At 38.9% G+C, this 25,766-nt stretch carries 11 protein-coding genes and 1 pseudogene; 8 read left to right on the top strand and 4 right to left on the bottom strand.

All coding sequences use genetic code 11. The features are described from left to right. Positions 1 to 376 precede the first annotated feature (376 nt). Positions 377 to 7,696 (bottom strand): G5 domain-containing protein, encoded by a 7,320-nt coding sequence (locus FQT24_RS10585; RefSeq protein ID WP_143952983.1) that lies wholly within the window; start codon positions 7,694 to 7,696, stop codon positions 377 to 379. Positions 7,697 to 8,200: 504 nt separating this feature from the next. Between FQT24_RS10585 and FQT24_RS10580 the strand changes: the two are divergent. Next, positions 8,201 to 8,538 (top strand): annotated as a pseudogene (locus FQT24_RS10580) (transposase); the annotation flags it as partial. 11 nt (positions 8,539 to 8,549) lie between these two features. Here FQT24_RS10580 and FQT24_RS10575 read toward each other — a convergent pair. Beyond that, positions 8,550 to 16,661 carry a mucin-binding protein gene (locus tag FQT24_RS10575; RefSeq protein ID WP_260666713.1) on the bottom strand — a complete coding sequence of 2,704 codons (8,112 nt, stop codon included), beginning with the start codon at positions 16,659 to 16,661 and terminating at the stop codon, positions 8,550 to 8,552. 654 nt (positions 16,662 to 17,315) lie between these two features. On the opposite strand from FQT24_RS10575, the gene FQT24_RS10570 reads away from it, so the two are divergent. After that, a complete protein-coding gene (locus tag FQT24_RS10570; protein WP_143952981.1) occupies positions 17,316 to 17,945 on the top strand; it encodes an MBL fold metallo-hydrolase in 630 nt (209 codons plus the stop codon). A gap of 105 nt (positions 17,946 to 18,050) precedes the next feature. Here the strand turns inward: FQT24_RS10570 and FQT24_RS10565 are convergent, their stop codons facing one another. Together FQT24_RS10565 and pepO are read right to left on the bottom strand one after the other, a co-directional pair. Beyond that, positions 18,051 to 18,815: an LptM family lipoprotein gene (locus FQT24_RS10565; RefSeq protein ID WP_143952980.1), complete on the bottom strand. Its 765-nt coding sequence runs from the start codon at positions 18,813 to 18,815 to the stop codon at positions 18,051 to 18,053. Positions 18,816 to 18,874: 59 nt separating this feature from the next. Continuing rightward, on the bottom strand, positions 18,875 to 20,767 hold the full coding sequence (gene pepO, locus FQT24_RS10560; protein WP_143952979.1) for an endopeptidase PepO: 1,893 nt from the start codon (positions 20,765 to 20,767) through the stop codon (positions 18,875 to 18,877). Between the two features lie 178 nt (positions 20,768 to 20,945). On the opposite strand from pepO, the gene FQT24_RS10555 reads away from it, so the two are divergent. The 6 genes from FQT24_RS10555 to FQT24_RS10530 all read left to right on the top strand — a co-directional run bounded on the left by FQT24_RS10555 (position 20,946) and on the right by FQT24_RS10530 (position 25,764). Further along, positions 20,946 to 21,668, top strand: a complete 723-nt coding sequence (locus FQT24_RS10555; protein WP_000619162.1) for a metal ABC transporter ATP-binding protein — start codon at positions 20,946 to 20,948, stop codon at positions 21,666 to 21,668. Further along, complete coding sequence (locus FQT24_RS10550; RefSeq protein WP_000559791.1) at positions 21,665 to 22,513, top strand: metal ABC transporter permease; 849 nt, start codon at positions 21,665 to 21,667, stop codon at positions 22,511 to 22,513. The genes FQT24_RS10555 and FQT24_RS10550 overlap by 4 nt, the downstream gene beginning before the upstream one ends. 31 nt (positions 22,514 to 22,544) lie before the next feature. Then, the gene (gene psaA / locus FQT24_RS10545; RefSeq protein WP_000733069.1) at positions 22,545 to 23,474 is read left to right on the top strand and encodes a metal ABC transporter substrate-binding lipoprotein/adhesin PsaA; all 930 of its coding nucleotides are present in this window, start codon (positions 22,545 to 22,547) and stop codon (positions 23,472 to 23,474) included. A 237-nt stretch (positions 23,475 to 23,711) separates the two neighbouring features. Next, positions 23,712 to 24,206: a thiol peroxidase gene (tpx, locus tag FQT24_RS10540; protein ID WP_143952978.1), complete on the top strand. Its 495-nt coding sequence runs from the start codon at positions 23,712 to 23,714 to the stop codon at positions 24,204 to 24,206. A gap of 78 nt (positions 24,207 to 24,284) precedes the next feature. Beyond that, a complete protein-coding gene (locus tag FQT24_RS10535; RefSeq protein ID WP_143952977.1) occupies positions 24,285 to 24,935 on the top strand; it encodes a metal-dependent transcriptional regulator in 651 nt (216 codons plus the stop codon). A gap of 118 nt (positions 24,936 to 25,053) precedes the next feature. Beyond that, on the top strand, positions 25,054 to 25,764 hold the full coding sequence (locus FQT24_RS10530; protein ID WP_000749117.1) for a nicotinamide mononucleotide transporter: 711 nt from the start codon (positions 25,054 to 25,056) through the stop codon (positions 25,762 to 25,764). Positions 25,765 to 25,766: the final 2 nt, after the last annotated feature.

Below are 25,766 nucleotides of genomic sequence, written 5' to 3'. Positions count from 1 at the left end.
ATTATGGAGCCTATTTTGTTGAAAAAATCTCATAAGAACTATAATGAAAACAGCAGATGATTCATCAGGGAGTTACTTATGAGATTTGTTAAAAATTCACAGAATTGCTTAAATTAAAAGAATCAAATATTAAAACTTCCTCTATTTTTACAACCGACATTTACATAGAGATTCGTACTAAACTTGATCATACTGCTCTTTTGCCCCATCATTTCAAGGAAAGATAATCCAATATGATCTCCAAAAAAGCTATTAAGTTTATTGCCATATATATTACTTACATAGCAATATTTAAAATACTTTTTCATAATGCTAAAATTATTCTTTACCATTTTTATGAAAAACTCCTGTTACTATCAATTTTGAAATTTCATGCTCAATTTTTTCTTTTTCTAACACTCAATCCCAAACTCAAGAGAAGTCCTATTGAACCAAGAACAAATAAGTTGTTATCATCAATACTTGAAGTCCTTGGTAACTCCTTAGCAGAATTTACTAATTTTCTATCAGAACTAAGAATCATGTTCTCATTCGAAGGAATGAGAAGTGTTTTCTTGTCCTCCTCTCCTTCTATAGCTTTGATCCCTATTAAGACAACTTGATTAATCGGTTCTTTGGTAATATTGTTAGATAGCACACGACGTGTTTCTACACCATTGTCACTACTAATTTCTGTAATGATGGTACGCTGACCTTTCTCTCCTGCAATCAAGACCTTGGTTTGACCTTTTGGTAAGCTAGCACTATCCCTATATTCAGTAGTAAAGTCAGTCTCCTCTATACGGGTTTCCACACTTGGTTTTTCAACCATTGGCGATAGAGGACCATCTTCTGGAATAGTACGACCGATAACCTTCACACCCTGATAGATGATTGTTGGAGTTGCTTCTTGCACAATTTCACTGGTTTGAGAAAGGATAATTCCAGTACGTATACCGTGGTCTGTTTCATAGATAGTGGTAATCTTACGCTGACCTGCACGACCTTGAACAGTCTGACTTTGACCTTTCAGGAGTGAAGGGTCTTCTCTGTACACAAGTACTGGTGTGATTTCTTCTGTGCTAACAACGTTTTCTCGACTCTTAATAGGCTTAGTACCAACTAGGGTAATTTCAGGTTGAGAGGCCACTATATTTTCCTCACGGACAGAGAGAACCTTGTCTGTTTTCACGCCATCTAATGTTTGGTATAGCTTCACAACAGTCTTAGAACCTGCACGACCTGACTGTTTCAGCTGAGTTTGATCTGTATAGAGATCAGAGCTAACCTCAGTCAAGCGTTCGTAAGGAATTGATACCGTTTCACGAACTTCTTCTTTCCCTTCTACAGCTTTGATCCCTATTAAGACAACTTGATTAATCGGTTCTTTGGTAATATTGTTAGATAGCACACGACGTGTTTCTACACCATTGTCACTACTGATTTCTGTAATGATGGTACGCTGACCTTTCTCTCCTGCAATCAAGACCTTGGTTTGACCTTTTGGTAAGCTAGCACTATTCCTATATTCAGTAGTAAAGTCAGTCTCCTCTATACGGGTTTCTACACTTGGTTTTTCAACCATTGGCGATAGAGGACCATCTTCTGGAGTAGTACGACCGATAACCTTCACACCCTGATAGATGATTGTTGGGGTTGCTTCTTGCACAATTTCACTGGTTTGAGAAAGGATAATTCCAGTACGTATACCGTGGTCTGTTTCATAGATAGTGATAATCTTACGCTGACCTGCACGACCTTGAACAGTCTGACTTTGACCTTTCAGGAGTGAAGGGTCTTCTCGGTACACAAGTACTGGTGCGATTTCTTCTGTGCTAACAACATTTTCTTGACTCTTAATAGGCTTAGTACCAACTAGGGTAATTTCAGGTTGAGAGGCCACTACATTTTCCTCACGGACAGAGAGGACCTTGTCTGTTTTCACACCATCCAGTGTTTGGTATAGCTTCACAACAGTCTTAGAACCTGCACGACCTGACTGTTTCAACTGAGTTTGATCTGTATAAAGATTAGAGCTAACCTCAGTCAAGCGTTCGTAAGGAATTGATACCGTTTCACGAACTTCTTCTTTCCCTTCTACAGCTTTGATCCCTATTAAGACAACTTGATTAATCGGTTCTTTGGTAATATTGTTAGATAGCACACGACGTGTTTCTACACCATTGTCACTACTGATTTCTGTAATGATGGTACGCTGACCTTTCTCTCCTGCAATCAAGACCTTGGTTTGACCTTTTGGTAAGCTAGCACTATTCCTATATTCAGTAGTAAAGTCAGTCTCCTCTATACGGGTTTCTACACTTGGTTTTTCAACCATTGGCGATAGAGGACCATCTTCTGGAGTAGTACGACCGATAACCTTCACACCCTGATAGATGATTGTTGGGGTTGCTTCTTGCACAATTTCACTGGTTTGAGAAAGGATAATTCCAGTACGTATACCGTGGTCTGTTTCATAGATAGTGATAATCTTACGCTGACCTGCACGACCTTGAACAGTCTGACTTTGACCTTTCAGGAGTGAAGGGTCTTCTCGGTACACAAGTACTGGTGCGATTTCTTCTGTGCTAACAACATTTTCTTGACTCTTAATAGGCTTAGTACCAACTAGGGTAATTTCAGGTTGAGAGGCCACTACATTTTCCTCACGGACAGAGAGGACCTTGTCTGTTTTCACACCATCCAGTGTTTGGTATAGCTTCACAACAGTCTTAGAACCTGCACGACCTGACTGTTTCAGCTGAGTTTGATCTGTATAGAGATCAGAGCTAACCTCAGTCAAGCGTTCGTAAGGAATTGATACCGTTTCACGAACTTCTTCTTTCCCTTCTACAGCTTTGATCCCTATTAAGACAACTTGATTAATCGGTTCTTTGGTAATATTGTTAGATAGCACACGACGTGTTTCTACACCATTGTCACTACTGATTTCTGTAATGATGGTACGCTGACCTTTCTCTCCTGCAATCAAGACCTTGGTTTGACCTTTTGGTAAGCTAGCACTATCCCTATATTCAGTAGTAAAGTCAGTCTCCTCTATACGGGTTTCCACACTTGATTTTTCAACCATTGGCGATAGAGGACCATCTTCTGGAATAGTACGACCGATAACCTTCACACCCTGATAGATGATTGTTGGGGTTGCTTCTTGCACAATTTCACTGGTTTGAGAAAGGATAATTCCAGTACGTATACCGTGGTCTGTTTCATAGATAGTGATAATCTTACGCTGACCTGCACGACCTTGAACAGTCTGACTTTGACCTTTCAGGAGTGAAGGGTCTTCTCGGTACACAAGTACTGGTGCGATTTCTTCTGTGCTAACAACGTTTTCTCGACTCTTAATAGGCTTAGTACCAACTAAGGTAATTTCAGGTTGAGAAGCCACTACATTTTCCTCACGGACAGAGAGAACCTTGTCTGTTTTCACGCCATCTAATGTTTGGTATAGCTTCACAACAGTCTTAGAACCTGCACGACCTGACTGTTTCAGCTGAGTTTGATCTGTATAGAGATCAGAGCTAACCTCAGTCAAGCGTTCGTAAGGAATTGATACCGTTTCACGAACTTCTTCTTTCCCTTCTACAGCTGGAATACGAGTATAGTCAATTATCATATCACGTGTAACATCTTCTGGAAGGGAAAGAATATAACTTCTTCCATCCTGTGCTAAAACTAGGTTTTTACCTTGATATTTGGCTTGATAACCTGTCACAACTGGAGTCGTTGACTGTTCTGTTCCAACACGTCCTGCATTGCTACGGTCGTTAGGATAAGTTATTCTTATTGTCTCTGACGGTAATTTTAGTACCCATTGTCCAAGTTTACGATAATAAATAGCATCCACTCTTGCTGGGATATTTGGAGTGCTTGATAATTCTGGTTTCTCTAATTCATTTGCTAGGTAACCAACCACAACTGGAGCTGGAACTGCCGGAAATTTATTTTGTTCAGCAATCCAACCTGTATAAAGAACAGCTTTGGTTACAAGATTAACAGTTGCTGTTCTTCTATAATTAAGAACAGCTTCGTGAGCAGGCGCAATTTCCTCACCTTGTGTATTCAAGAAACGAGTCGTACGACTAACCGACTTCTGTAAGTCTTTTTCTGTCAAACCAGCTGGCCAAGTAAGCTTCAACTGGCTATCTACCAATGAATCTTTTTCTTTATACTGACTAGCATCAATCTTCTCCACCCTTGGTGTAAGTACAATAGTAAACTGAGTAACCACACGACTGTTGTCACCATAAACAGGAGTTAGTATCTGATGAAATTCATCTGTAACAATCCGATAACCTTTGTTCAAAAAAGATAAAATTTCCCTGTCTACAGACTTACTATCAATCACTTCACCTGTTTTTCCAGTTAAAGAAACAGTTGATAAGACCGCTTTATTAGATTGATTTACAAAACGAATCTGAGCACTTTGATTATCTTTATCATAACGAATGATGCTATCTTGGGTGGCATCATCAGGACGTGGTGCTAGATATCCTTCTGCTGGACGATCCGTATTTTTCAAGATCAAATAATTCCCATCTTTCCCAATCGCACGGTAACCCGCTACATAAGGAATGGTAACCGTACTATGATTACCGATAACACTCGCATCTAAATAGCTATTGGGATAAGAGATCCTATTCATTTCAGAATTTGGAGTTTGAACAATCCAAGAACCTAATTTCTTATAACGGACACTAGTTGTCACCGAAATTGGTACCAAAGTATGAACATCTTTTTCGATATTTTGGTTAGTAATCAAAGATCTATCAGCCAAATATCCAGCCTGTATAGGAACAACAAGACTGTCAAACTCTGACTTAGCCAAGACCCAAGAACCATAAGTAACCGTACCTTTAACCAGATCAATAATAGCATTACGACTATAAGCGACTGTCTGTACTGTATCTGGGAAAACTTTTCCGTCATCAGCAACATAATGTATAGTTCGGGTTACAGTTCTATTCAAATCATTGTAGCTCAAACCAGCTGGCCACCTTAAGTCATTGTTGATATCAGGATAAAGGAGAGAATTGGCTACTTTTGGATCCGTTGGTTCAACAGTGCGAGTACGGATTGGCAGACGAACATTGGTAGTATCCAGTGGAATATCTGTCACGCTATCCAAAGTCCCTGTTTGAATACCTGTTACAGTCGCCCCCTCATCCTCTGGTTGCCATTGGAAAAGAAGGGTACGATGATCATACTGAGTAACAAAAGGCAGTTTTCTACCATTAGATAATGTTAAAACCAGGCCTTTTCGAGCAAGTACCTCACCATCATAACGTATAGAAACTAAGTTATCATCTGTCGTCACTTGAGCAGAAACTGCCCGAACCTTTGGATTTAAGAAATCCCAGTTAAATTTTCTAAAGGAAAGAGTATAGTCATTTTCATTATCTTCACTGTGCTCATAGAGAAGACCAAACTCACCATTACCTAGATTTTGAACAGAATTATAAGCAAACTTACCAGCTTGGACCAAATTATGTCTAATCCATTTCAAACTACCATCTGATTGAACTTCTGCAAGTCGAGCATAACCATTTTCACGACCACGTCCATTAGCATTTACTAATACAATGTACTCCCGACCATTTTGCACAGTGTGAACTGCTGAAAGTTGTACATAAACATCTGGAATATCACTAATTGTTTCAACAGCACCCCAAGTAGCACCACCATCTTTACTAGTAGAAAATTGAACATGACCACTTCGATTACGCATAAACATCTTGAGTGTGCCATCGTTTAACTCGACAACACTAGCCTCAGTCAATTCTGCTGCTGTGTTTCTCATAGTATTAGAATTCAAAGTTTCCCCTCTGAAGATACGACCATCATTAGGAGAAGCTCCCATATTCCAAGTCAAACCATGATCATCAGAATAAATTACACGAGAAGACTGAGAACCATTGAGATGAGATACATAATTAGTTGAATACATAGGTACTACTAAACGTCCTGCATATCGACCATTCTTCAATGCGATACCTGAACCTGGACCCGTACCCAAAAATTTCATCCAATCTTTTTTTATCTGGGGTGTAATGTCCCTTGGTGCTGACCAAGTTTTTCCGTCATCATTGCTCTCTGAAATCCAAATAAAATTATCCTTGGCTACACGAAAAGGAGAGTCAGTTGTTGGGTTAAAATATATATTTCCCACTAACTTACTGCCATTATACAAATCACCTGTATCACTGTACTTATTATCAGACTTAGTCGATTTAGTGATTACATGATAAGATGTCTTTTGATTATTGCTATCATAAATATAACCATCTTCCCGAATAGTATATTTTTCATTTCCCTTATATACTATCTGGTATGTTCGACCATTGACAACTGTATAAGACTCTTCACGAGTAACACTCATACCCAAAATCCCTTGTCCTTCTGGAAAGACATCGTAGATAGAATAAATTTTCTTTGTCTGAGGATCTTGAACTAAAACCATATCAATAGAAATAGGAGAACCAATATTAGCATTTCTAGCTATTGGATTATCACGAATATTTAAAATATTAATTCGTTCACCCCAAGTTTTACCACCATCCTCACTTCGACGAACAACCATTCCGATATCACCCCAGTCAGAATAATGCAAACGACGTTCATCTGCTCCTGCAATAATCGTACTATCAGCCGTTTTCAGCAATGATGGTATACGATAAGAATAAATACCATCACTATTTTTCTGACCATTCAATCCAGCTTGAAAAACAACCTTATTATCTGTTAATTCAGCTGAACTAAGAGACTTGTTTCCCTGAGGATCTCGAAGAAAAACAGCACTTCGTTGTCCTACCTCTGTGTCACTGAAGGCATAATCATAAATCGTTAGATTACGAATATCTAGATTAGTCCCCCAAACTTTACCATTTCCACGTTGCATAGCTCCTAACTGCATATTGGTCAAGTTTTGCATAGCTGTCAAAAAAAGACCCGATTTAGTAGAAGCTTTGGATAACCTACCATTAACATAAAGTTTTGCCTCACCAGCATCTACATTAACATTAGGTCGAGAAATAGTAAAGGTCAACGAGTTCCACTCATTAGGACGAATACTTTCCTTTCCATCTTCAAAACGATCGTACTGATAGTTCCCCTCTTTTCCTGTTCTAGCCTCTACAACAGGCTTGTTTCCACTTACTCCTAAAAGGAAATACTCATTTCGATTTGAATTACTAGAGGCAGAAAATACACTGTATAAATTTGGTACCGTTTCTGTTGCTTTAAACTCAACATGAACTGTAGCATTGGTTAAATTCTTGACCTTTTTCAAATCTGAACTAAGATCAATACTCTTATCTACCTTATTATTTGTCTGTACGTCATCTACCGATACCACTTCTGAACCCTTGAATATCTCACGAGCGTAGTAATCGTCTTCTTTTTTCATCTCATCAGCACTAGCTGTTACATTGACTATGGGAGCAGCTTCTACTTTATTTGTATGATTAGATACCCCATTGGAAGCATCATTAGGACTAGACACCGTACTGCTTCCTGTAACATCAGTTCCTTCTGTAACAGAAGGTTTTTTCTCAAGTTCAGCTGCACTAACAGGGCTAGACACTGAAGCTCCAAAAATCAACGCTGTACCTAATAAAACAGAACAGAGGCCAACTTTATACTTACGAAAAGAGAATAGTTGTCGCTGATTTGATGATTGCATTATTTTTTCTTTCATATTAAACCAATTTCTAAAAATCAGAGGATACTATTTTTGAAAACAGAAATTTTATCCATCAAAATCCTCTAAATTTAATTATAAAACAATCTACTTAACACGTCAATTTTTTCATTTCATTTTCAATTTATTCACTTTTAAATATATATATTTTAGATCAAAAGCATAATTTTTCTTTACTACTCCTAAAATGATTGCTCGAACTTCTTTCACTTCAGTACTCAAATTTTTAATAATTACTCTATTATCTTACTTTTATCATATTCTAAATTTAATATATTAAAATAAATCTTAGTAATTTTTACAATCAATTAAGAAGAATATCATCTTTACAAATCACTTGCTCTTTTTTAAAATTACTGATTTTCTTTTAATCAAACCATATTCAAAAGTGACTTGTAAAAATTTAGAAACAGGAAGTAATTCAAACTTTATCTAGAGAGAAATTGAAATCAATTGTTCCTATAAAATATACAAAGAAAACTTTTAGATTTTGTTAAGTATAGACACCACTATAATCTCTTTCAACTCTTGCTTTTTCACTTTCAGAATAAGGAACCCGAGAAATTTTTCGGACTCATTGAGAACAATCTAAAGCAGATTCATCTTCTTTTCAGACTGTCTTTAAAACCTTTCTAAAGAACAAAGAGAAAATCGTCAACGCTCTTCAATTCCCCTATTCCAATGCAAAATTGGAAGCAACCAATAATCTCACCAAACTTATCAAACGAAATGTCTTTGGTTGTCGAAACTGTGAAAACTTCAAAAAACGGAGTTTTATCGCTCTAAACATCAAAAAAGAAAGGACGAAATTCGTCCTTTCTAATTGTTTAATATTTTAAATATTAAAACATTAGTCTTCTTTTTTCTTGCGTGCTACAAGACCAAATCCACTCAATACTCCAAGAAGTCCAAGAGCTGCTAGGCTAGAGTGATCTTCTGTACCAGTATTTGGCAATTCCTTAGCTGGTTTAGCTGGAGCTGGTTTAGATTGTTCTTGTTTTGGAGCAGCAGGAACAACTTTACGGTAAACGTGACTTACATTACCATCTTTATCAGTTGTAGTCTTAACAAACTCGTATCCTGGGATATCTTTCTTAGGTTGGTTACCTTCTTCATTTGGTGAAACTGGGTTACCATTTCCGTCTACGAATGATGTAGTTGTCTTAACTACTTTACGGTAAACGTGAGTTACATTACCATCTTTATCAGTTGTAGTCTTAACAAACTCGTATCCTGGGATATCTTTCTTAGGTTGGTTACCTTCTTCATTTGGTGAAACTGGGTTACCATTTCCATCTACGAATGATGTAGTTGTCTTAACTACTTTACGGTAAACGTGAGTTACATTACCATCTTTATCAGTTGTAGTCTTAACAAACTCGTATCCTGGGATATCTTTCTTAGGTTGGTTACCCTCAACTGTTGGATAATCTGGAATAGAGATTTCTTTACCATTTGGATCAACTGTCACATAAGACGTTGTAATCTTAGTATAGTTGATTGGTGTATCTTGACTTGGATCAGTTGGTAATGTTGGTGGCACATAACCTTTAGTTGGATCTTCTGGATCAACTGGTTTCAATGGATTTCCATCTTTATCTCTTGGAATGTAACCTGGAACATAAGGAATTACAATATCTTCCGTTGGTACACCTGGTTTAGTTGGATCACCATTTGGATCATTTGGATAATCAATACGTGGAGGATTTGTTTGTCCTGGCACGTTTGGAATCAAGGCTCCAAGTTTCTTATAGACAACTTTTTGAACGATATCTTTGTCTTCAGCCTTAACAGTTTGATCCTTAGTAGATGCTTCAATATCTCCACTTACTGCAATATAACCTTTAACAAGTGGAAGTTTGTTACCAGAAAGAACATCAGTTGTAGCTGCTTTCCATTCGCCGTAAGTAACTTCACCTGTCACTAAGTTCACCTTAGCATCACGAGTGAATTTAACTGATGAAGTCACAGAAGTAGTAACCTCTTTACCATCTTCATCAACATAAGTAATTGTACGAGTTACTTCTTCTGAAGTTGTCAATTCCTTAACGCTTTCAGGCCATACTGGTGAGTTTGGATCCTCTGGATTAATTGGTTGACCTGGAACTGGTGTCACATCACTTGGAATAACTGGAACAAGGCGTGGTTGAACAGTGACTACAAATTTTTGAACAGCATTTGTATCATTATCAAATGATTGCTTGCTGCCATCAGCTTTTGTAAACTCATCAGATACAAGTTCGTAGCCAAGTTTTTTCAGTGCGTTGATACGTTCTGCAGTAGAGTAGTTCATTTCAGAACCAGAATCACCTTGAAGGATATCCACTTCACCAAGAATTGTTCCCTTAGTATCTTTGTAAGTTACAGTTGCAACTTGTGTATCAGACTTCACTTCATAAACAGTTGGTGTATACTTAGCTTTTACCTCTGTTCCGTTAGTGTCTTTACGTACAATAGTTACTCCTGTTGCAGTTCCAACGAAATCTTTATTTGGTGTGAAGGTTACCTTACCTGTTGGATCAACAGTATATGTTCCTTCGTTTGGAACTGTTTTACTTGTTGTACCATCTTCAAATTTAGCAGGAACAGTATTGTCCATTGGTACATCTTTATGACCAGGTACAAATGTTGGTGTACCAGATTGAGGAGTGTTCTTAGGACCTGTAGAACCTGTATCCACACCTGTTGGTGTAACTGGGGTTACAGTTGGAGTGTAACTTGACTCAACAGTTGTACCATTTGTAGGATCTGTTACAACTACTTTAGCTGGATCTGGTGTGCCAACGAAGTCTTTATTTGGTGTGAAGGTTACTGTACCAGTTGGATCGATTGTATATGTACCAACTGTCTTACCATCCTTAGTAGCTGGAATAGTTGTTTCCTCAGTTCCAACGAACTTAGCTGGATTATCTGTTGTTGGTTTCAACTCAGTTCCATCAGCATGTTTATATGTTGGAGTACCTGTCTGTGGCTTACCTTGGATATCAGTTGATGTAGCAGGTGTTGTAGTTGGCGCTACTGGTTTATAGATAACGTATACTGTACTATCAGTTGACTCGTTTGTTACCTCAAGACTTGGAACAGTTTCCTTATCGTAAGTATAATTAGCTACTTCTGGAGAAACTACTTCCTCAAGCGTTTGTGCTGCTGACCAGTCAGTGTATTCCACATTTCCTGTTACCAAGTTAACGCTTGCGCTACGTGTGAAGGTTACTGTTTGAACTTCATCAGCTGTTACTTCTTTACCATTCTCATCGTTGTAGCGGTACTTGATTGTACGAGTAACTGTCTTAGTTAACTCAAGATTTTCTGCAGTATTTGGCCATACTGGTGAGTTTGGATCTTCTGGATTAACTGGTTGACCTGGAACAGGTTTCTCATCATTTGGAGTTACTGGTTCCACACGTTGTTTAACTGTTACCTTGAAGTTTTGAGTTACCGCTGTGTCGTTATCAAACAGTTTATCAGCTGTCGTTGCTGCAACGAAACTGTCTTCTACTAACGTATAGCCAGCTTTTTCAAGAGCTGCAATTGCTTTTTCACGATTAGTAAAGTCGATAGCACCGTTATAAACACCTTCTACTGTCTCAACAGATGCTGCTGGTACTTTAGCTGAATCAATCGCAACTTCTGCACCAGTTGTCACATCATAGTAAGAAATAGTTGCTGTTTGAACATTCTTTCTATAAGTATATGTTACAGTAGTTGTATCATTTGTAACCTTACCTGAAACATTCTTAGTAGCTTCATCAACCGTACCATTTGTTGTTGCCACTTTAACAAGAGTGTAACCAGTAATTTCTTTTGGTTCAGTTGTAAATGGAGTTGTTACTTTTTCGTTGTTTACTGGAGTTGTTGAAGGAGAGATAACGTTACCTTCTTCATCCTTGTACTCAACAATGACAGTTCCATCTTCAGCAACAACAGTTGGAGTGTAATTAGTTGTTACAGTAGTACCGTTGACATCTGCAATTTGCACACGCACTGGTGTAGCTTTGCCTGTGAATTCTTCAGTTGGTTGGAATGTAATGGCATTAGTTGTTTTATCAAGAGTGTAAGTTCCTTCACCATCAACCGTAACTGTAGTTACAGAATTTCCGTTCGCATCAAGAAGTGTCAAAGTACTCTTATTAAGAGCAACTGATTTTGGTTGACCATCTTCACCTAATACTTCAGATGTTTCTCCTTTAGCGAAGTTCAATGTTGTAGCATCTGTATCAGGGGTGTCAAAAACAATTTGTGACGTTTGCGCTTGACCTTGTTTACCAACTGTCGCTGATTCTTTAGCTGTTGGGGCTACAGGAACTACTGTTGGAGTATAGGTAGCTGTACCTGTGATGACTGTTGATTCACCTTTTTCATTAGTAATAGTAGCTGATGCTTGAACTTTTACTGGTGTTGGTGTTCCTTTATAAGTTGCAACTGGTTGGAATGTTACTACACCTGTTGTTGAATCAATTGTGTATGTACCAACATTTTCAACAGTCACTGAAGGTTCAGTCGTTGGATTTCCAGTAGCTGGATCTACAAGTTTGTAATTTGATACTGGAGCACTCTCATCTGATGATGAGAATAGTGGTGTTTCTGACTGCTGTTCACCTTGAATATTCTTAGATGTTACATCTTCACCAGTAATCGTGATTGGTGTTACAGTTGGTTTATAAGTAGCTGTTGCTGTCTCACCATTTGAGTCTGTTGCTTGAACAGTTACTCCTGTTCCTTCTCTAGTAAATGTTGGGACTGGTACGAAGGTTACAACACCTGTTGTTGGATCAATTGTGTATGTTCCTTCATTTGCAATTGTAACACTAGTAGTTGGTTGCATCGTTGATGGATCAATCAACTGACGTGTTGCAATCGTTACTGATGGATCTGATGTTTCAAATTCTGGTGTTCCAGTTTGTGTTTTACCTTGAACGTCTTCAGATGTTGCATTTTCAGCTGTCATAGTTACATCTGTAACAGTTGGAGTGTAAGTAGTTGTTACAGTAGTACTATTTGCATCTGCAATACGTACATTAACTGGTTTTGTAACAGTTCCTGTGAATGTTGCGACTGGTTGGAAAGTAATAACATTTGTCGCTTTATCCAGTGTATAAGTTCCCTCATTTGCAACTGTTACAGACGGTACAGCATCACCGTTTTCATTAAGAAGAGTTACTGATGCTGTATTAAGATCAACAGATTTTGTTGTATTTGCATCAATAGAAACTGTTCCTTTAGCAAAGTTTACAGTTGTATCATCTGTATCTGCTGCGTCAAACTTAATAGCAGAAGTTTGGGCTTTCCCTTGAGGTCCAGTTGTTTGAGATGCTACTGCTGTTGGTTTTACTGGAACTACTGTTGGTGTATATGTAGCTGTCGCAGTTGCAGTAATATTAGCATTGTTAGCATCTCTACCTAAAATAGCAGTTAGTTGGACAGTTACTGGAGTTGCTGGTCCTGTGAATGTTGGAAGTGGTTCGAAGGTTACAACACCTGTTGCTGGGTTAATTGTATAAGTTCCCTCATTTGCAACTTTTAAAGTCTCAACTAGACTACCATCAGTGGCAACCAACTTAGCTAGTGATGTTGCACTTGGTGAGATGGTTGAACCATCACCTACAGAAGTAAAGGTTGGTGTTCCTGTTTGAGTAGCTCCTTGGATATCAGATGATGTAACATTGTGACCTACAATCGTATCCTTAACCGTAATGGTGTAAGTTGTTTGAGCTACAGATGAACCTGCACCTGAATCTGTACCTGAATCTGTACCATCCAAAGTAGCCGTAACAACATTTCCGTTACTATCAATCACATCTACAACAACTTTATACACACCCACTTCTGATAAAACATAGTTACTAGCTAATGTGTAAGCTGCAGCATCTGTCTTTGTATCATATACTTTTTGAGCTCCAGATGGTGATGTTACTGTCAAACGAGTAATGTAAGTCGTTTTACTATGAGCAGTATCTTCTTTATCTGCAATCGTAACTGCAGCTTGTGCCGCATTACGAAGGTCAACAGTTGTTCCCTTAGTTGATTCATAGCTTGTTGATTTTGCAGTTGGTTTTGTGTTAATGATAGTCGCAACATCTGTGCTTGTTGCTTTGCGAGCACGAACTTCACCACCAAATCCTGATGAAGTCTTGATGTCCCATGATGAATCTCCAAGTTTAGTAGCTATCACAGTAGAACCATCAGAAGCAGTCCATGCATCTGTAACTTTATTGTAGGTTACTGTAACAGACATTCCATCTGCAGATGTTCCATTTTTACTTGCAACTGTTGTTTTATGACGAGTTACCGCATCAACACTCTTAATTGTTCCATCTGTTTCAAATGTACGTTTGTATGTATAGATATAGAAGTTTTGAGAACCATCTAATTGAGTCTCAGTATAGACTTGACGTTTAGTTAATGTATATGTTCCGTCTGCATTCGTAGTCTGAATAGTAGAATATTCTGCTGGAAGCTCCCAATGACCAGTTTTAGAGTTCAACGTAGCTTCATGAGTAGTTTTGTCCACATCTTTCAGCACTACCTTATTACGTAGGAAAGTAGCCTTGATATTTTCAGTGATTGCTTCAACCTTGATGTTATCCACTCCAGCTTTTGCAGTTGCAGCTTGTGTAACTGGAACATTAATTTTTCCACCTACTGTACCCAAATTTGTGCCTACTGCTGCAGCCCTATTGGTTGTTGTTACTGCATTGCCATCTACATCTTCTCCTGATGCAACTACAACCCAACTTCCATTTTGATTTTGAAGGACAGTCTTCGTTCCATCTGGCATAGTAACTACAGCGTTTGTTGCACCTTTAGAAATAGTCACAGGAACAGTTTCTGAGTAGGTTTCAATATTCAAAGCTTCTACTTTTGGTTTAACGACAACTGTAATATTTCCTTGTGTTTCCTGACCAGATTGAATCCACTGTTCACGTGAACCATCAGTACTATTGTAATCTTTAGCAAAAGTTGATACATAAAACACACCTGCTTCGGTCAAGGCACCAGACAATTTAGCAGGAGAATTATATGAAGCTTGACCATCAATAGTAACAGACTCCGCTCTTTTATTTGGATCCATCTGATAGCTAACACCTGGAATTGTTGTTGCTGTTTCATCAAGAACTTGACTTTGTTTATTTACATTGACACCAGCAATACCAGTTACGGCAGTTTCATATCGTTGACGAATCAATGTTGTTGTCCCATCAGCTTTAGTATAAGATACGTTCGCACTTCGACCGCGCATTGTACGAGCACCTGATGCGTCTTGATACTTGATATCAATATCGATGTCTTGGCCAACTGTACGTTCGTAGACTGCATTATCTGTTGCGATAGTTGGCGGAGTTGTATCGATCCAACCTACCCAACCCAAACGCATATTTGCAAATTGAGTTGTTACTACTGCACCTGTTTTGCTGTTTGTAAAGATTGCTTTAAGTTTGAAGTCTTGTACCCCATTTTCAATATTACTTGTAACAATCCCTTCGACAACATCGTTTGTAGCATCATACACAAGACCATTAGGTAGATTGTAAGGTGTAGCAGCAAGTCCTGAACCATCAATACCTGTAAAGGACCAACCTTTTTTAGCCGCTGCATCTGTCACTCCAAATCGAGACTTGATACCTGGAATGTAGACACGATCAATTCCTTGCTCATATCCCAATTTATAGATTTCTGTTGCAAGGAATTCGTATGGACCTCCATTTGAGAATACATTGGCACCACCTGAAAAATTATTGCTACCACTTGGACGAGGTTTACCTCTCCAAAGTTCTGCTTCTTTAGCTAGTTTTTTAGCCATTTCTGGAGTAAGGGGATAATCCATACGTCCCTTGTTGTTGTGACCTATTTTACCACCTTCAGCAGATGTCAAACCATTAGCAGGGTTAATTTCTGAACCATTACGTTGATTAGAATAGACAACAACTTCTAAACCTTCAGCAGTCCCTCCTGTTACAGTAGTTACTCTATTCAACTCTCCTGACTGATTAGAACCATCTCGAGTCGCTGTTCCGTCAGGATTGTACTTATAAATATCCATACCTGTAGCAGTTGCTGCAGTAACAGGATTAAAATGAGTGGTACGTGTACCGTTTGAATTAGCAGTTGCTTCAGCATAGAAATCTTGAGGTGCTAAGGCTACAGCAAGCTTCCCATCACGACCGATTCCTGCTTTTTTAAGGTCATTGTATACCGCAAGGATAGACTCGTTTAAGCGTGAAAGTTGAGCATCAATTTCTTTGACAGTCAAGTCTTTTACGTCCAAGGTCTTTTTAGCTTCTGCAATAATCTCTTTGTTTTTTGCAACCGCCGCTTCGATTGCTTCTTTATTTTCACCCTCAACATGATTCTTACGAACAGCTTCTTCTGCAAGGACATTAGTTACTTCCGCTTCTGACGTCACTTGGTCCAAAACTTTTTTAGCCTCAGTGATAGGGGTAGCTGTTTTTGCTGTTTCAGCTTTTTTAGCTTCCTCTGCTTTTTTTGCCTCTTCAGCTTTTTGAGCAGTTGCGTCTGACTCTGTCAAAACAGCAGTCAAATCAGCAATTTTAGCTACTTCTGCATCAACATCTGCTTGACTAGCATCTGCCTTCGCTAGAATTGCTTTAGCTGAAACCAATGCTTCTTTAACTGCTGTTTGAGCTGCTGCGTCCGCTTTCTTAGCAGTAGACAATTTCGCTTCCAAAGCTGCTACTTTATTTGTCAAAGCTACTTTATCTGCAACCTTAATAGCTTCTGATTTGCTTTCTACTGTTGCGTTGGTAGATGCAGTCTCTGACTCAGATTTTCCTTTGTCAGATGACGGAACCCCATCTTGTACTTTTGATGTCGTTGATGCTACTGCCACTTCAGTTCCCTGTACTTCAGTTGCTGATACAGCCCCATTTCCTAGGAACATAAGTCCAGCCGCAATAGCTACCGACGCTGCACCAAAACTATATTTACGAATTCCGTATCGTATATATTTCTATACTCTATAATCTTGTTGCTTGCCTTTCATTTAGACCTACAACCTCCTTTTTTATTTTGATGTTAGTTTACAAGTTCTTGATATCGAAAATTAACTGCTAAACTCAGCTGAAACAAAAGATGTTAGAGGTCATTTTCAATATCATAAAATTGTCTACAACATACGACTTTATGATATCATATTTTCTAGTGCATAGCAAATAAAATAGCTTCTTTTTTTTATTCTAAATTAAAAATAAATATTTTCCAAAAATACAATAATTTTCAGACTCTTTGACTTGTATGATTAGATATAGCAAGTTGTTATAGGTTAGATACTAGAGTTTTGAGAATTCAATATATTAACGCAAATTAACTTTACATGTATATTTTATTTTCTTTTATCACAAACTTTATTCCATTAATAGATGCACTTTTCTTAATTCATTATCATTTTTTAATCATTTACTCTCCAACTCATTTAAAATCTCTGTGAAATCATTAAAAATTCTAGCTAGTTCCTAGCTGTAAAACAGCCACCCCTATTTTGAACAGAATGAAGTAGATAGCAACTAACATTCTTTAAAAGAGAAGGATTTTCTATCCACTTTATTCTCCCTAACTGTGCTATACTTAATTTAGTACATTCTTTGAGATTGGAGCTAGTATGAAAATCCATAAAACTGTGAATCCTGTTGCCTATGAAAACACCTATTACCTAGAAGGTGAAAAACACCTCATCGTTGTCGATCCTGGTAGCCATTGGGAAGCCATTCGTCAGACAATAGAGAGCATCAACAAACCGATCTGCGCTATTCTCTTGACCCACGCTCATTATGACCATATCATGAGTCTGGACCTAGTTCGCGAAACTTTTGGCAATCCTCCTGTCTATATCGCAGAGAGCGAAGCTAGCTGGCTTTACACTCCAGTCGATAATCTCTCTGGTCTCCCTCGTCATGATGATATGGCAGATGTGGTTGCAAAACCAGCAGAGCACACCTTTGTCTTTCATGAGGAATACCAGCTTGAGGAATTTCGTTTTACCGTCTTGCCAACACCAGGTCACTCTATCGGCGGCGTTTCAATCGTCTTTCCTGAGGCTCACCTAGTCTTGACCGGAGATTCCCTCTTTAGAGAAACAATCGGACGGACAGATCTTCCGACTGGTAGTACAGAGCAGCTACTCCATAGTATCCAAACCCAACTCTTCACCCTACCAAACTACGATGTCTATCCAGGGCATGGACCTGCTACGACCATCGCCCATGAAAAGACCTTTAATCCTTTTTTCTAGCAAGCAAAAAACCAAGGAATTTTTATCCTTGGTTTTTGTATATTGCTATTCAATTCTCCATTCTTTGATCTTAGAATCTAGTCTAGTATTGAATTTCATCAAATACTAGTTGACTGGCTCAAATTCTTTCCAATCAAATTTAGCTAAATCAAGTGCATTAGAAGAAATCTCTAAGATTTGCTCTGGCTTTTGATCACTACCAATTTGAAAGATACCTTCTTTAATCTTCTGTACTCCGTCTTTATCAAAAGCATACAGACTTAAGTTCATTTCTGGTCGTGTTGACTGCCAGTCTGCATATCTGACTTGACCGTTTTCATAAATAACTAAACTGGAACGAAAACCACCTGCAGAAGCTACATAAGCTGTATGAAGCAACTTTGGTTGTTTATTCTCTAAATAGTAAATGGCTCCTATATATTTTTTATCTCCAATAATTAATTCATCCTGACCATCATTATTTAAATCAGCAAACACATAATGAAGACTAGCTGGTTTATCGTAGGTGCTTAGTGTAAAGATATAGCCATACTCTTCAGAAAAAATCTTATTCTGTTTCAACTTTTCATACAAGGATTCTCGGTCACCACTACTTAAAAGTGCCTGATAGTGATTGTACCGCTCTATTACTTCCTTGTACAAATCTTTTCCTGTTTCGCTTTTCGTTTCCATTGTTGTTGACGGCGTTGCCATTGAAGAACTTGTACTAGTTTGGCTCTCTGACTTCGTAGAGCTTTCCTTCAGTTCCTCTTTGGTAGAAGATGATTGTGTTGCCGAAGGTTCTATTTTTTCATCTTTTTTATTTGCACCACAAGATGCTAAAACAAAAACAGTAAGAATAGCTGAAAGCATCATTAAAAATTTCTTCATGTTAACCTCTTTAACCCATCCCATGCAGATTTACGGATTTTAGTATTAGATTGAATTCATTACCAAATAATCACGCGGTCTTCTGGCGAACGCCACATACCGTCTCCTTCTTTGACATCATAGGTTGTAAAGAAATCATCGAAGTTTGGTACTTGTACATTGACACGGAGTTTGGCTGGTGCGTGCACATCGACACTAGCCAAAAGTTTCATAAATTCTGGACGACCTTTCATGCGCCAAATGCGACCGAAGTTGTAGAAGAATTCTTCTGCTGAGAAGTCTGGTTCTCTCTTCGCTGCTTCAAGCGCTGCAGCGATTCCTCCCAAGTCAGCCACGTTTTCTGACACAGTCAATTTACCGTTAATGGTTGCTCCATAAGAATCCTGTCCATCAAATTGGTCAATGACTTTTTGTGTTTTCTCCTTGAAGGCAGCATAGTCACTCTCTGTCCACCAATCTTTGAGACTACCATTTTCATCAAAGGATGCTCCGTTGGTATCAAAGGCGTGGGAAATTTCATGGGCAATAACCGCCCCAATACCACCGTAGTTAGCAGAAGATGACTGATGCAAGTCATAGAAAGGAGCCTGTAAAATAGCCGCTGGGAAGACGATCAGGTTCTTCTGTGGATTGTAGTAGGCATTGACCATATGAGCAGGCATGCCCCATTCCTTGTAGTCTACAGGCTGATTCCACTTGCTCCAACTGTGTTTGATTTCCACACGCGCAAAGGCTAGAGCATTGTCAAAAAGACTAGCAGTCTCATCCACTACCTTGTCCTTGTAGCGTTCTGGCAATTCTTCTGGGTAACCGATATAAGGCTTGATAACATTGAGTTTAACGATGGCCTTGTCACGAGTTTCAGGAGTCAGCCAGTCATTCTTAGCCAAGCGTTCCTTATAAACATCAATCATAGTCGCTACTTTTTTCTCCACATCTGCTTTAGCTTCTGGAGAGAATTTTTCGTGGGCATACCATAGGCCTAAAGCTTGCTTGAAAGGACCTTGTGCCAGCTGGTAGGCTGCCTTGACCTTGTCTTTGGCTTCTGGAACTCCTGAAAGCGCACGGCTATAGGCACCTGACAAGACACGAATTTCTTCTGTTAAATAGCTGGTTGAGAGATTCACAACACTTAAAATTAAGGTTGCCTTGAGGATAGGCCATGCTTCTTCACTATAGAATTGGTCTGCTGCTTGCCAGAAACGTTCCTCGTCTACGATAACCTTGTCTGGTACTTGTCCAAGAACGACTTGGAAGAAGTCATCCAAAGGTAGGGCAGGCGCAAATTTCTTGAAATCTTCGTAAGCATATGGATGGTAGAGTTTAGCATATTCTGAACTTTCTTCATTAGAAAGCACCACTGCCGCAACTCGGCGGTCTAGTTCTAATCTCTTCTCTAACAAATCTTCAATTTCTTCATCAGAGAAATCATAAGCCTTGAGAAGATTTGCACTGCTTTCTTTCCAAAGAGTCAAGAGCTCTTCGCGTTGAGGATGGTCTTCTGCATAGTAGGTTGTATCTGGCAAGATAGTGCTTGGAGCACTGGCCCATAGAACATTGATTCTGGCATCCATGAAGTCTGGTGATACACCAAAAGGAAGGAAGTTTGGTTTGCCAGCAAGTTCAAACTCTGCTAATTTAGCAGTGAAATCTGCAAAAGTCTCTAATTCTTGGAATTCTTTAAGAAGAGATAAAACAGGTGTGATACCGTCAGCTTCTCTCTTGTCAAAATCACGAACTAGGCGGTGGTATTTGACAAAATTTGCCAAGATAGCATCCTCTGGAACATCTTGACCTGCCAACCACTTATCTGTAGTCGTAAGCATAAGTTCTTCAATTTCCTGATCTAAATCAACAAAACCTCCTGTTTGAGACTTATCTGCTGGGATTTCAGCTGTCTGTTGCCATTCTCCATTGATTGCATCATAAAAATCATCTTGATAACGTGTCATCTTGTTCTCGCTTTCATTTTTTAAGTTATTGCTAGCTTAACAAAAATTGCTTGGGAATGCAATTAAAAATGGACTTTCCTTTTTCATCATTTTCAGTTATTATTTTAAATTTTTCAAAAATTAACTTGACTTAATTTTTTTTTTAAGGTATATTAAGAGTAAGGAGGAATACAAGTTTATGATACGTATCGAAAACCTCAGTGTCTCCTACAAAGAAACGTTGGCACTTAAGGATATTTCACTAGTGCTCCAAGGACCAACAATTACCGGAATCATTGGTCCAAACGGCGCCGGAAAATCAACATTATTAAAAGGTATGCTGGGAATTATCCCACATCAAGGTCAGGCATTTCTCGATGACAAGGAAGTTAAAAAATCCTTACACCGAATTGCCTATGTCGAACAAAAAATCAATATCGACTACAACTTTCCCATCAAGGTCAAGGAATGTGTCTCGCTAGGACTATTTCCTTCTATTCCTCTCTTTCGCAGTTTAAATGCTAAACATTGGAAAAAAGTAGAGGAAGCCCTTGAAATCGTCGGCCTAGCTGACTACGCTGAACGTCAAATCAGTCAACTGTCTGGAGGTCAATTCCAGCGGGTCTTGATTGCCAGATGTTTGGTGCAGGAAGCCGATTATATCCTCTTGGATGAACCCTTTGTTGGGATTGACTCTGTCAGTGAGGAAATCATCATGAATACGCTGAGAGATTTGAAAAAAGCTGGTAAGACGGTTCTCATCGTTCACCACGACCTCAGCAAGGTTTCCCACTACTTCGATCAAGTCTTACTTGTCAATCGAGAAGTGATTGCCTTTGGTCCAACCAAAGAAACCTTTACCGAAGCCAATCTCAAAGAAGCTTACGGTAATCGACTCTTTTTCAATGGAGGTGACCTATGATTGCAGAATTTATCGATGGATTGCAAAAATTCCATTTCCTACAAAATGCCTTGATAACAGCTATTGTCGTCGGGGTCGTAGCTGGAGCTGTGGGATGTTTCATCATTCTACGTGGGATGTCACTCATGGGAGATGCTATTTCACATGCTGTCTTACCAGGTGTAGCCCTCTCCTTCATCTTAGGCGTTGACTTCTTTATCGGAGCCATTGTCTTTGGATTGCTAGCTGCTATCATCATTACCTACATCAAGGGGAACTCGATTATCAAAAGCGATACCGCCATCGGCATTACCTTTTCTTCTTTCTTAGCCCTCGGTATCATCTTGATTAGTGTCGCTAAAAGTTCAACTGACCTTTTCCATATCCTTTTTGGTAATATTCTAGCCGTCCAAGATACGGATATGTTTATCACTATGGGCGTAGGGGCGGTCATTCTCTTGTTAATCTGGATTTTCTTCAAGCAACTCTTGATAACTTCCTTTGATGAACTTCTGGCTAAAGCCATGGGAATGCCTGTCAATTTCTATCACTACCTCCTCATGATACTCCTGACTCTCGTGTCTGTGACAGCCATGCAAAGTGTTGGAACTATCCTGATTGTAGCCATGCTGATTACCCCAGCTGCAACTGCTTATCTGTATGCTAATAGCCTGAAAAGTATGATTTTCCTTTCCTCAACCTTTGGAGCTACAGCTTCAGTTTTGGGACTCTTTATTGGCTATAGTTTAAACTTAGCAGCTGGTTCTAGCATCGTACTTACAGCTGCTAGCTTCTTCTTAATCAGTTTCTTTATCTCTCCTAAACAACGATATTTGAAACTGAAAAATAAACATTTGTTAAAATAAGGGGCAAAACCCCAATAAATTGGAGGATCTAATGAAAAAATTAGGTACATTACTCGTTCTCTTTCTTTCCGTTATTGCTCTTGTAGCATGTGCTAGCGGAAAAAAAGATGCAGCTTCTGGTCAAAAACTAAAAGTTGTTGCTACAAACTCAATCATCGCTGATATTACTAAAAATATTGCTGGTGACAAGATTGATCTTCACAGTATCGTTCCGATTGGACAAGACCCACACGAATACGAACCACTCCCTGAAGATGTTAAGAAAACTTCTGAGGCTGACCTCATTTTCTATAACGGTATCAACCTTGAAACAGGTGGCAATGCTTGGTTTAGCAAATTGGTAGAAAATGCTAAGAAAACTGAAAACAAAGACTACTTTGCAGTCAGCGAAGGCGTTGATGTTATCTACCTTGAAGGAAAAAATGAAAAAGGTAAAGAAGACCCACACGCTTGGCTTAACCTTGAAAATGGAATTATCTTTGCTAAAAATATCGCCAAACAATTGAGCGCTAAAGATCCTAACAACAAGGAATTCTATGAAAAAAATCTCAAAGAATATACTGATAAGTTAGACAAACTTGATAAAGAAAGTAAGGATAAATTTAATAACATCCCTGCTGAAAAGAAACTCATTGTAACCAGCGAAGGAGCATTCAAATACTTCTCTAAAGCCTATGGTGTCCCAAGTGCCTACATCTGGGAAATCAATACTGAAGAAGAAGGAACACCTGAACAAATCAAGACCTTGGTTGAAAAACTTCGCCAAACAAAAGTTCCATCACTCTTTGTAGAATCAAGTGTAGATGACCGTCCAATGAAGACTGTCTCACAAGATACAAATATCCCAATCTACGCACAAATCTTTACTGACTCTATCGCAGAACAAGGTAAAGAAGGCGACAGCTACTACAACATGATGAAATACAACCTTGACAAGATTGCTGAAGGATTGGCAAAATAATACTCTTCGAAAATCTCTTCAAACTACGTCAGCTTCCATCTGCAACCTCAAAACAGTGTTTTGAGCAACCTGTGGCTAGCTTCTTAGTTTGCTCTTTGATTTTCATTGAGTATAAGACTCTGAAAAACGTCATTCTCACATGAGCTGGCGTTTTTTCTATGCCTACATTTCCAGTCAAATCATTGGAAAATTCTGACCGTTTCAGCTACAATGGAAGAAAAAAGATTGGAGTATCTTATGGTAACTTTTCTCGGAAATCCTGTGAGCTTTACAGGTAAACAACTACAAGTCGGCGACAAGGCACTTGATTTTTCACTCACTACAACAGACCTTTCTAAAAAATCTCTGGCTGATTTTGATGGTAAGAAAAAAGTCTTGAGTGTCGTGCCTTCTATCGATACAGGTATCTGCTCAACTCAAACGCGTCGCTTTAATGAAGAACTGGCTGGACTGGACAACACGGTCGTCTTGACTGTTTCTATGGACCTACCATTTGCCCAAAAACGTTGGTGTGGTGCTGAAGGTATTGAAAATGCCATCATGCTCTCAGACTATTTCGACCATTCCTTTGGACGTGATTATGCTCTCTTAATCAATGAGTGGCACCTATTGGCACGCGCAGTCTTTATCCTCGACACTGACAATACGATTCGCTACGTTGAATACGTGGATAATATCAACTCTGAACCAAACTTCGAAGCCGCAATTGCAGCTGCTAAAGAACTAAATTAGAAGCCATTGTGGCAGATAGCTAGAGAAATCTAGCTTTTTTTGATATACTAGATAAAGATATTAGACAAGAGGAAACGAATGACCCCGAATAAAGAAGATTATCTAAAGTGTATTTATGAAATTGGCATAGACCTGCATAAAATTACCAACAAGGAAATTGCGGCCCGCATGCAAGTCTCTCCCCCTGCCGTAACTGAAATGATTAAACGGATGAAGAGTGAAAATCTCATCCTCAAGGACAAAGAATGCGGTTATCTACTGACCGACCTCGGTCTCAAGCTGGTCTCTGAGCTCTATCGTAAGCACCGTTTGATTGAAGTTTTTCTAGTCCATCATTTAGACTATACGAGTGACCAGATTCACGAGGAAGCTGAAGTCTTGGAACATACTGTCTCTGAGCTATTCGTGGAGAGACTAGAAAAATTGCTTGGATTCCCCAAGACCTGCCCTCACGGAGGAACTATTCCTGCCAAGGGAGAACTCCTAGTTGAAATTAATAACCTGCCACTAGCTGACATCAAGGAAGCTGGCTCCTACCTCCTGACTCGGGTGCATGATAGTTTTGAGATTCTCAATTATTTGGATAAGCACTCGCTTCACATCGGTGATCATCTCCAAGTCCAGCAGTTTGATGGCTTCAGCAATACCTTCACTATCATCAGTAAAAACGAGGATTTACAAGTAAGTATGGACATTGCCAAACAACTCTATGTCGAGAAAATCGACTAATTTCTCAAGTATCCCAACCACCCCTGAAAATTTTATTTTCAGGGGTTTATTTCTATCATTTGATTTTACTTTCATTTAGTTGTATAATATTTGTTAAAAAAGAAAGATATCTTAATATATGAAAAAATCACTAAAAATTTTTGCGACATCCAAATGGTTTGACCTCTTCGGGGTTGCTTTGGTCGTTGGGATTGCGATTGCATCTGGTTACCTCAACTCACGTCTCGATAAATTCGTAGATTGGGGCCCCTGGACTGCCCTTGTTCCTTTTGGATTGATTTCCGTAACCAACGTTGGGATTTCCATGTTGTCCACTCGTTTCACGGGAAAATTAAGCAAATGGGGAAATTACTTTGGCATTGTTAATACCATTTTATCTGGTACCATTGACTATATCCTTGGAAATAAGGCGGCCATTATCACCTATCCTGTCACCTTCCTCATTTATACCTTTGCTATTAAGAAATGGGAAGCTTCGCAAGAAGGCAGACCCAACCAAATGAGCCAAAAACAGGTAAAATTGGCAGCCATCATCATTTCAATCATCGCCTTCCTCTTTGCCTTTGTGACCAACTATATCGGCTATGGAGGAAAGATGAATCTCCTTGCCTACGTAACAACTATTGCCTTTGCACTGTCCCTCATTGCCAACGCTTTGAACGCATTGAAACTGACAACTCAGTGGGGCTTTTGGTTGATTTACAATTTTGTGCAGCTTACAAAGGCTGGTATTCAAGGAAACTTTGCCAATATCGGAAAATACATCTTTTATATCCTCAATGCAATTGGAGCTTTATTTGTCTGGAATGATGAAGAAGTGGAACAATAAGA

This window comes from Streptococcus mitis (assembly GCF_901542415.1).
GTDB classification, from domain to species: Bacteria; Bacillota; Bacilli; order Lactobacillales; family Streptococcaceae; genus Streptococcus; species Streptococcus mitis_BL.
Note: the sequence above shows the minus strand (reverse complement) of the source record. Positions and strands in the feature narration are given on the sequence as shown.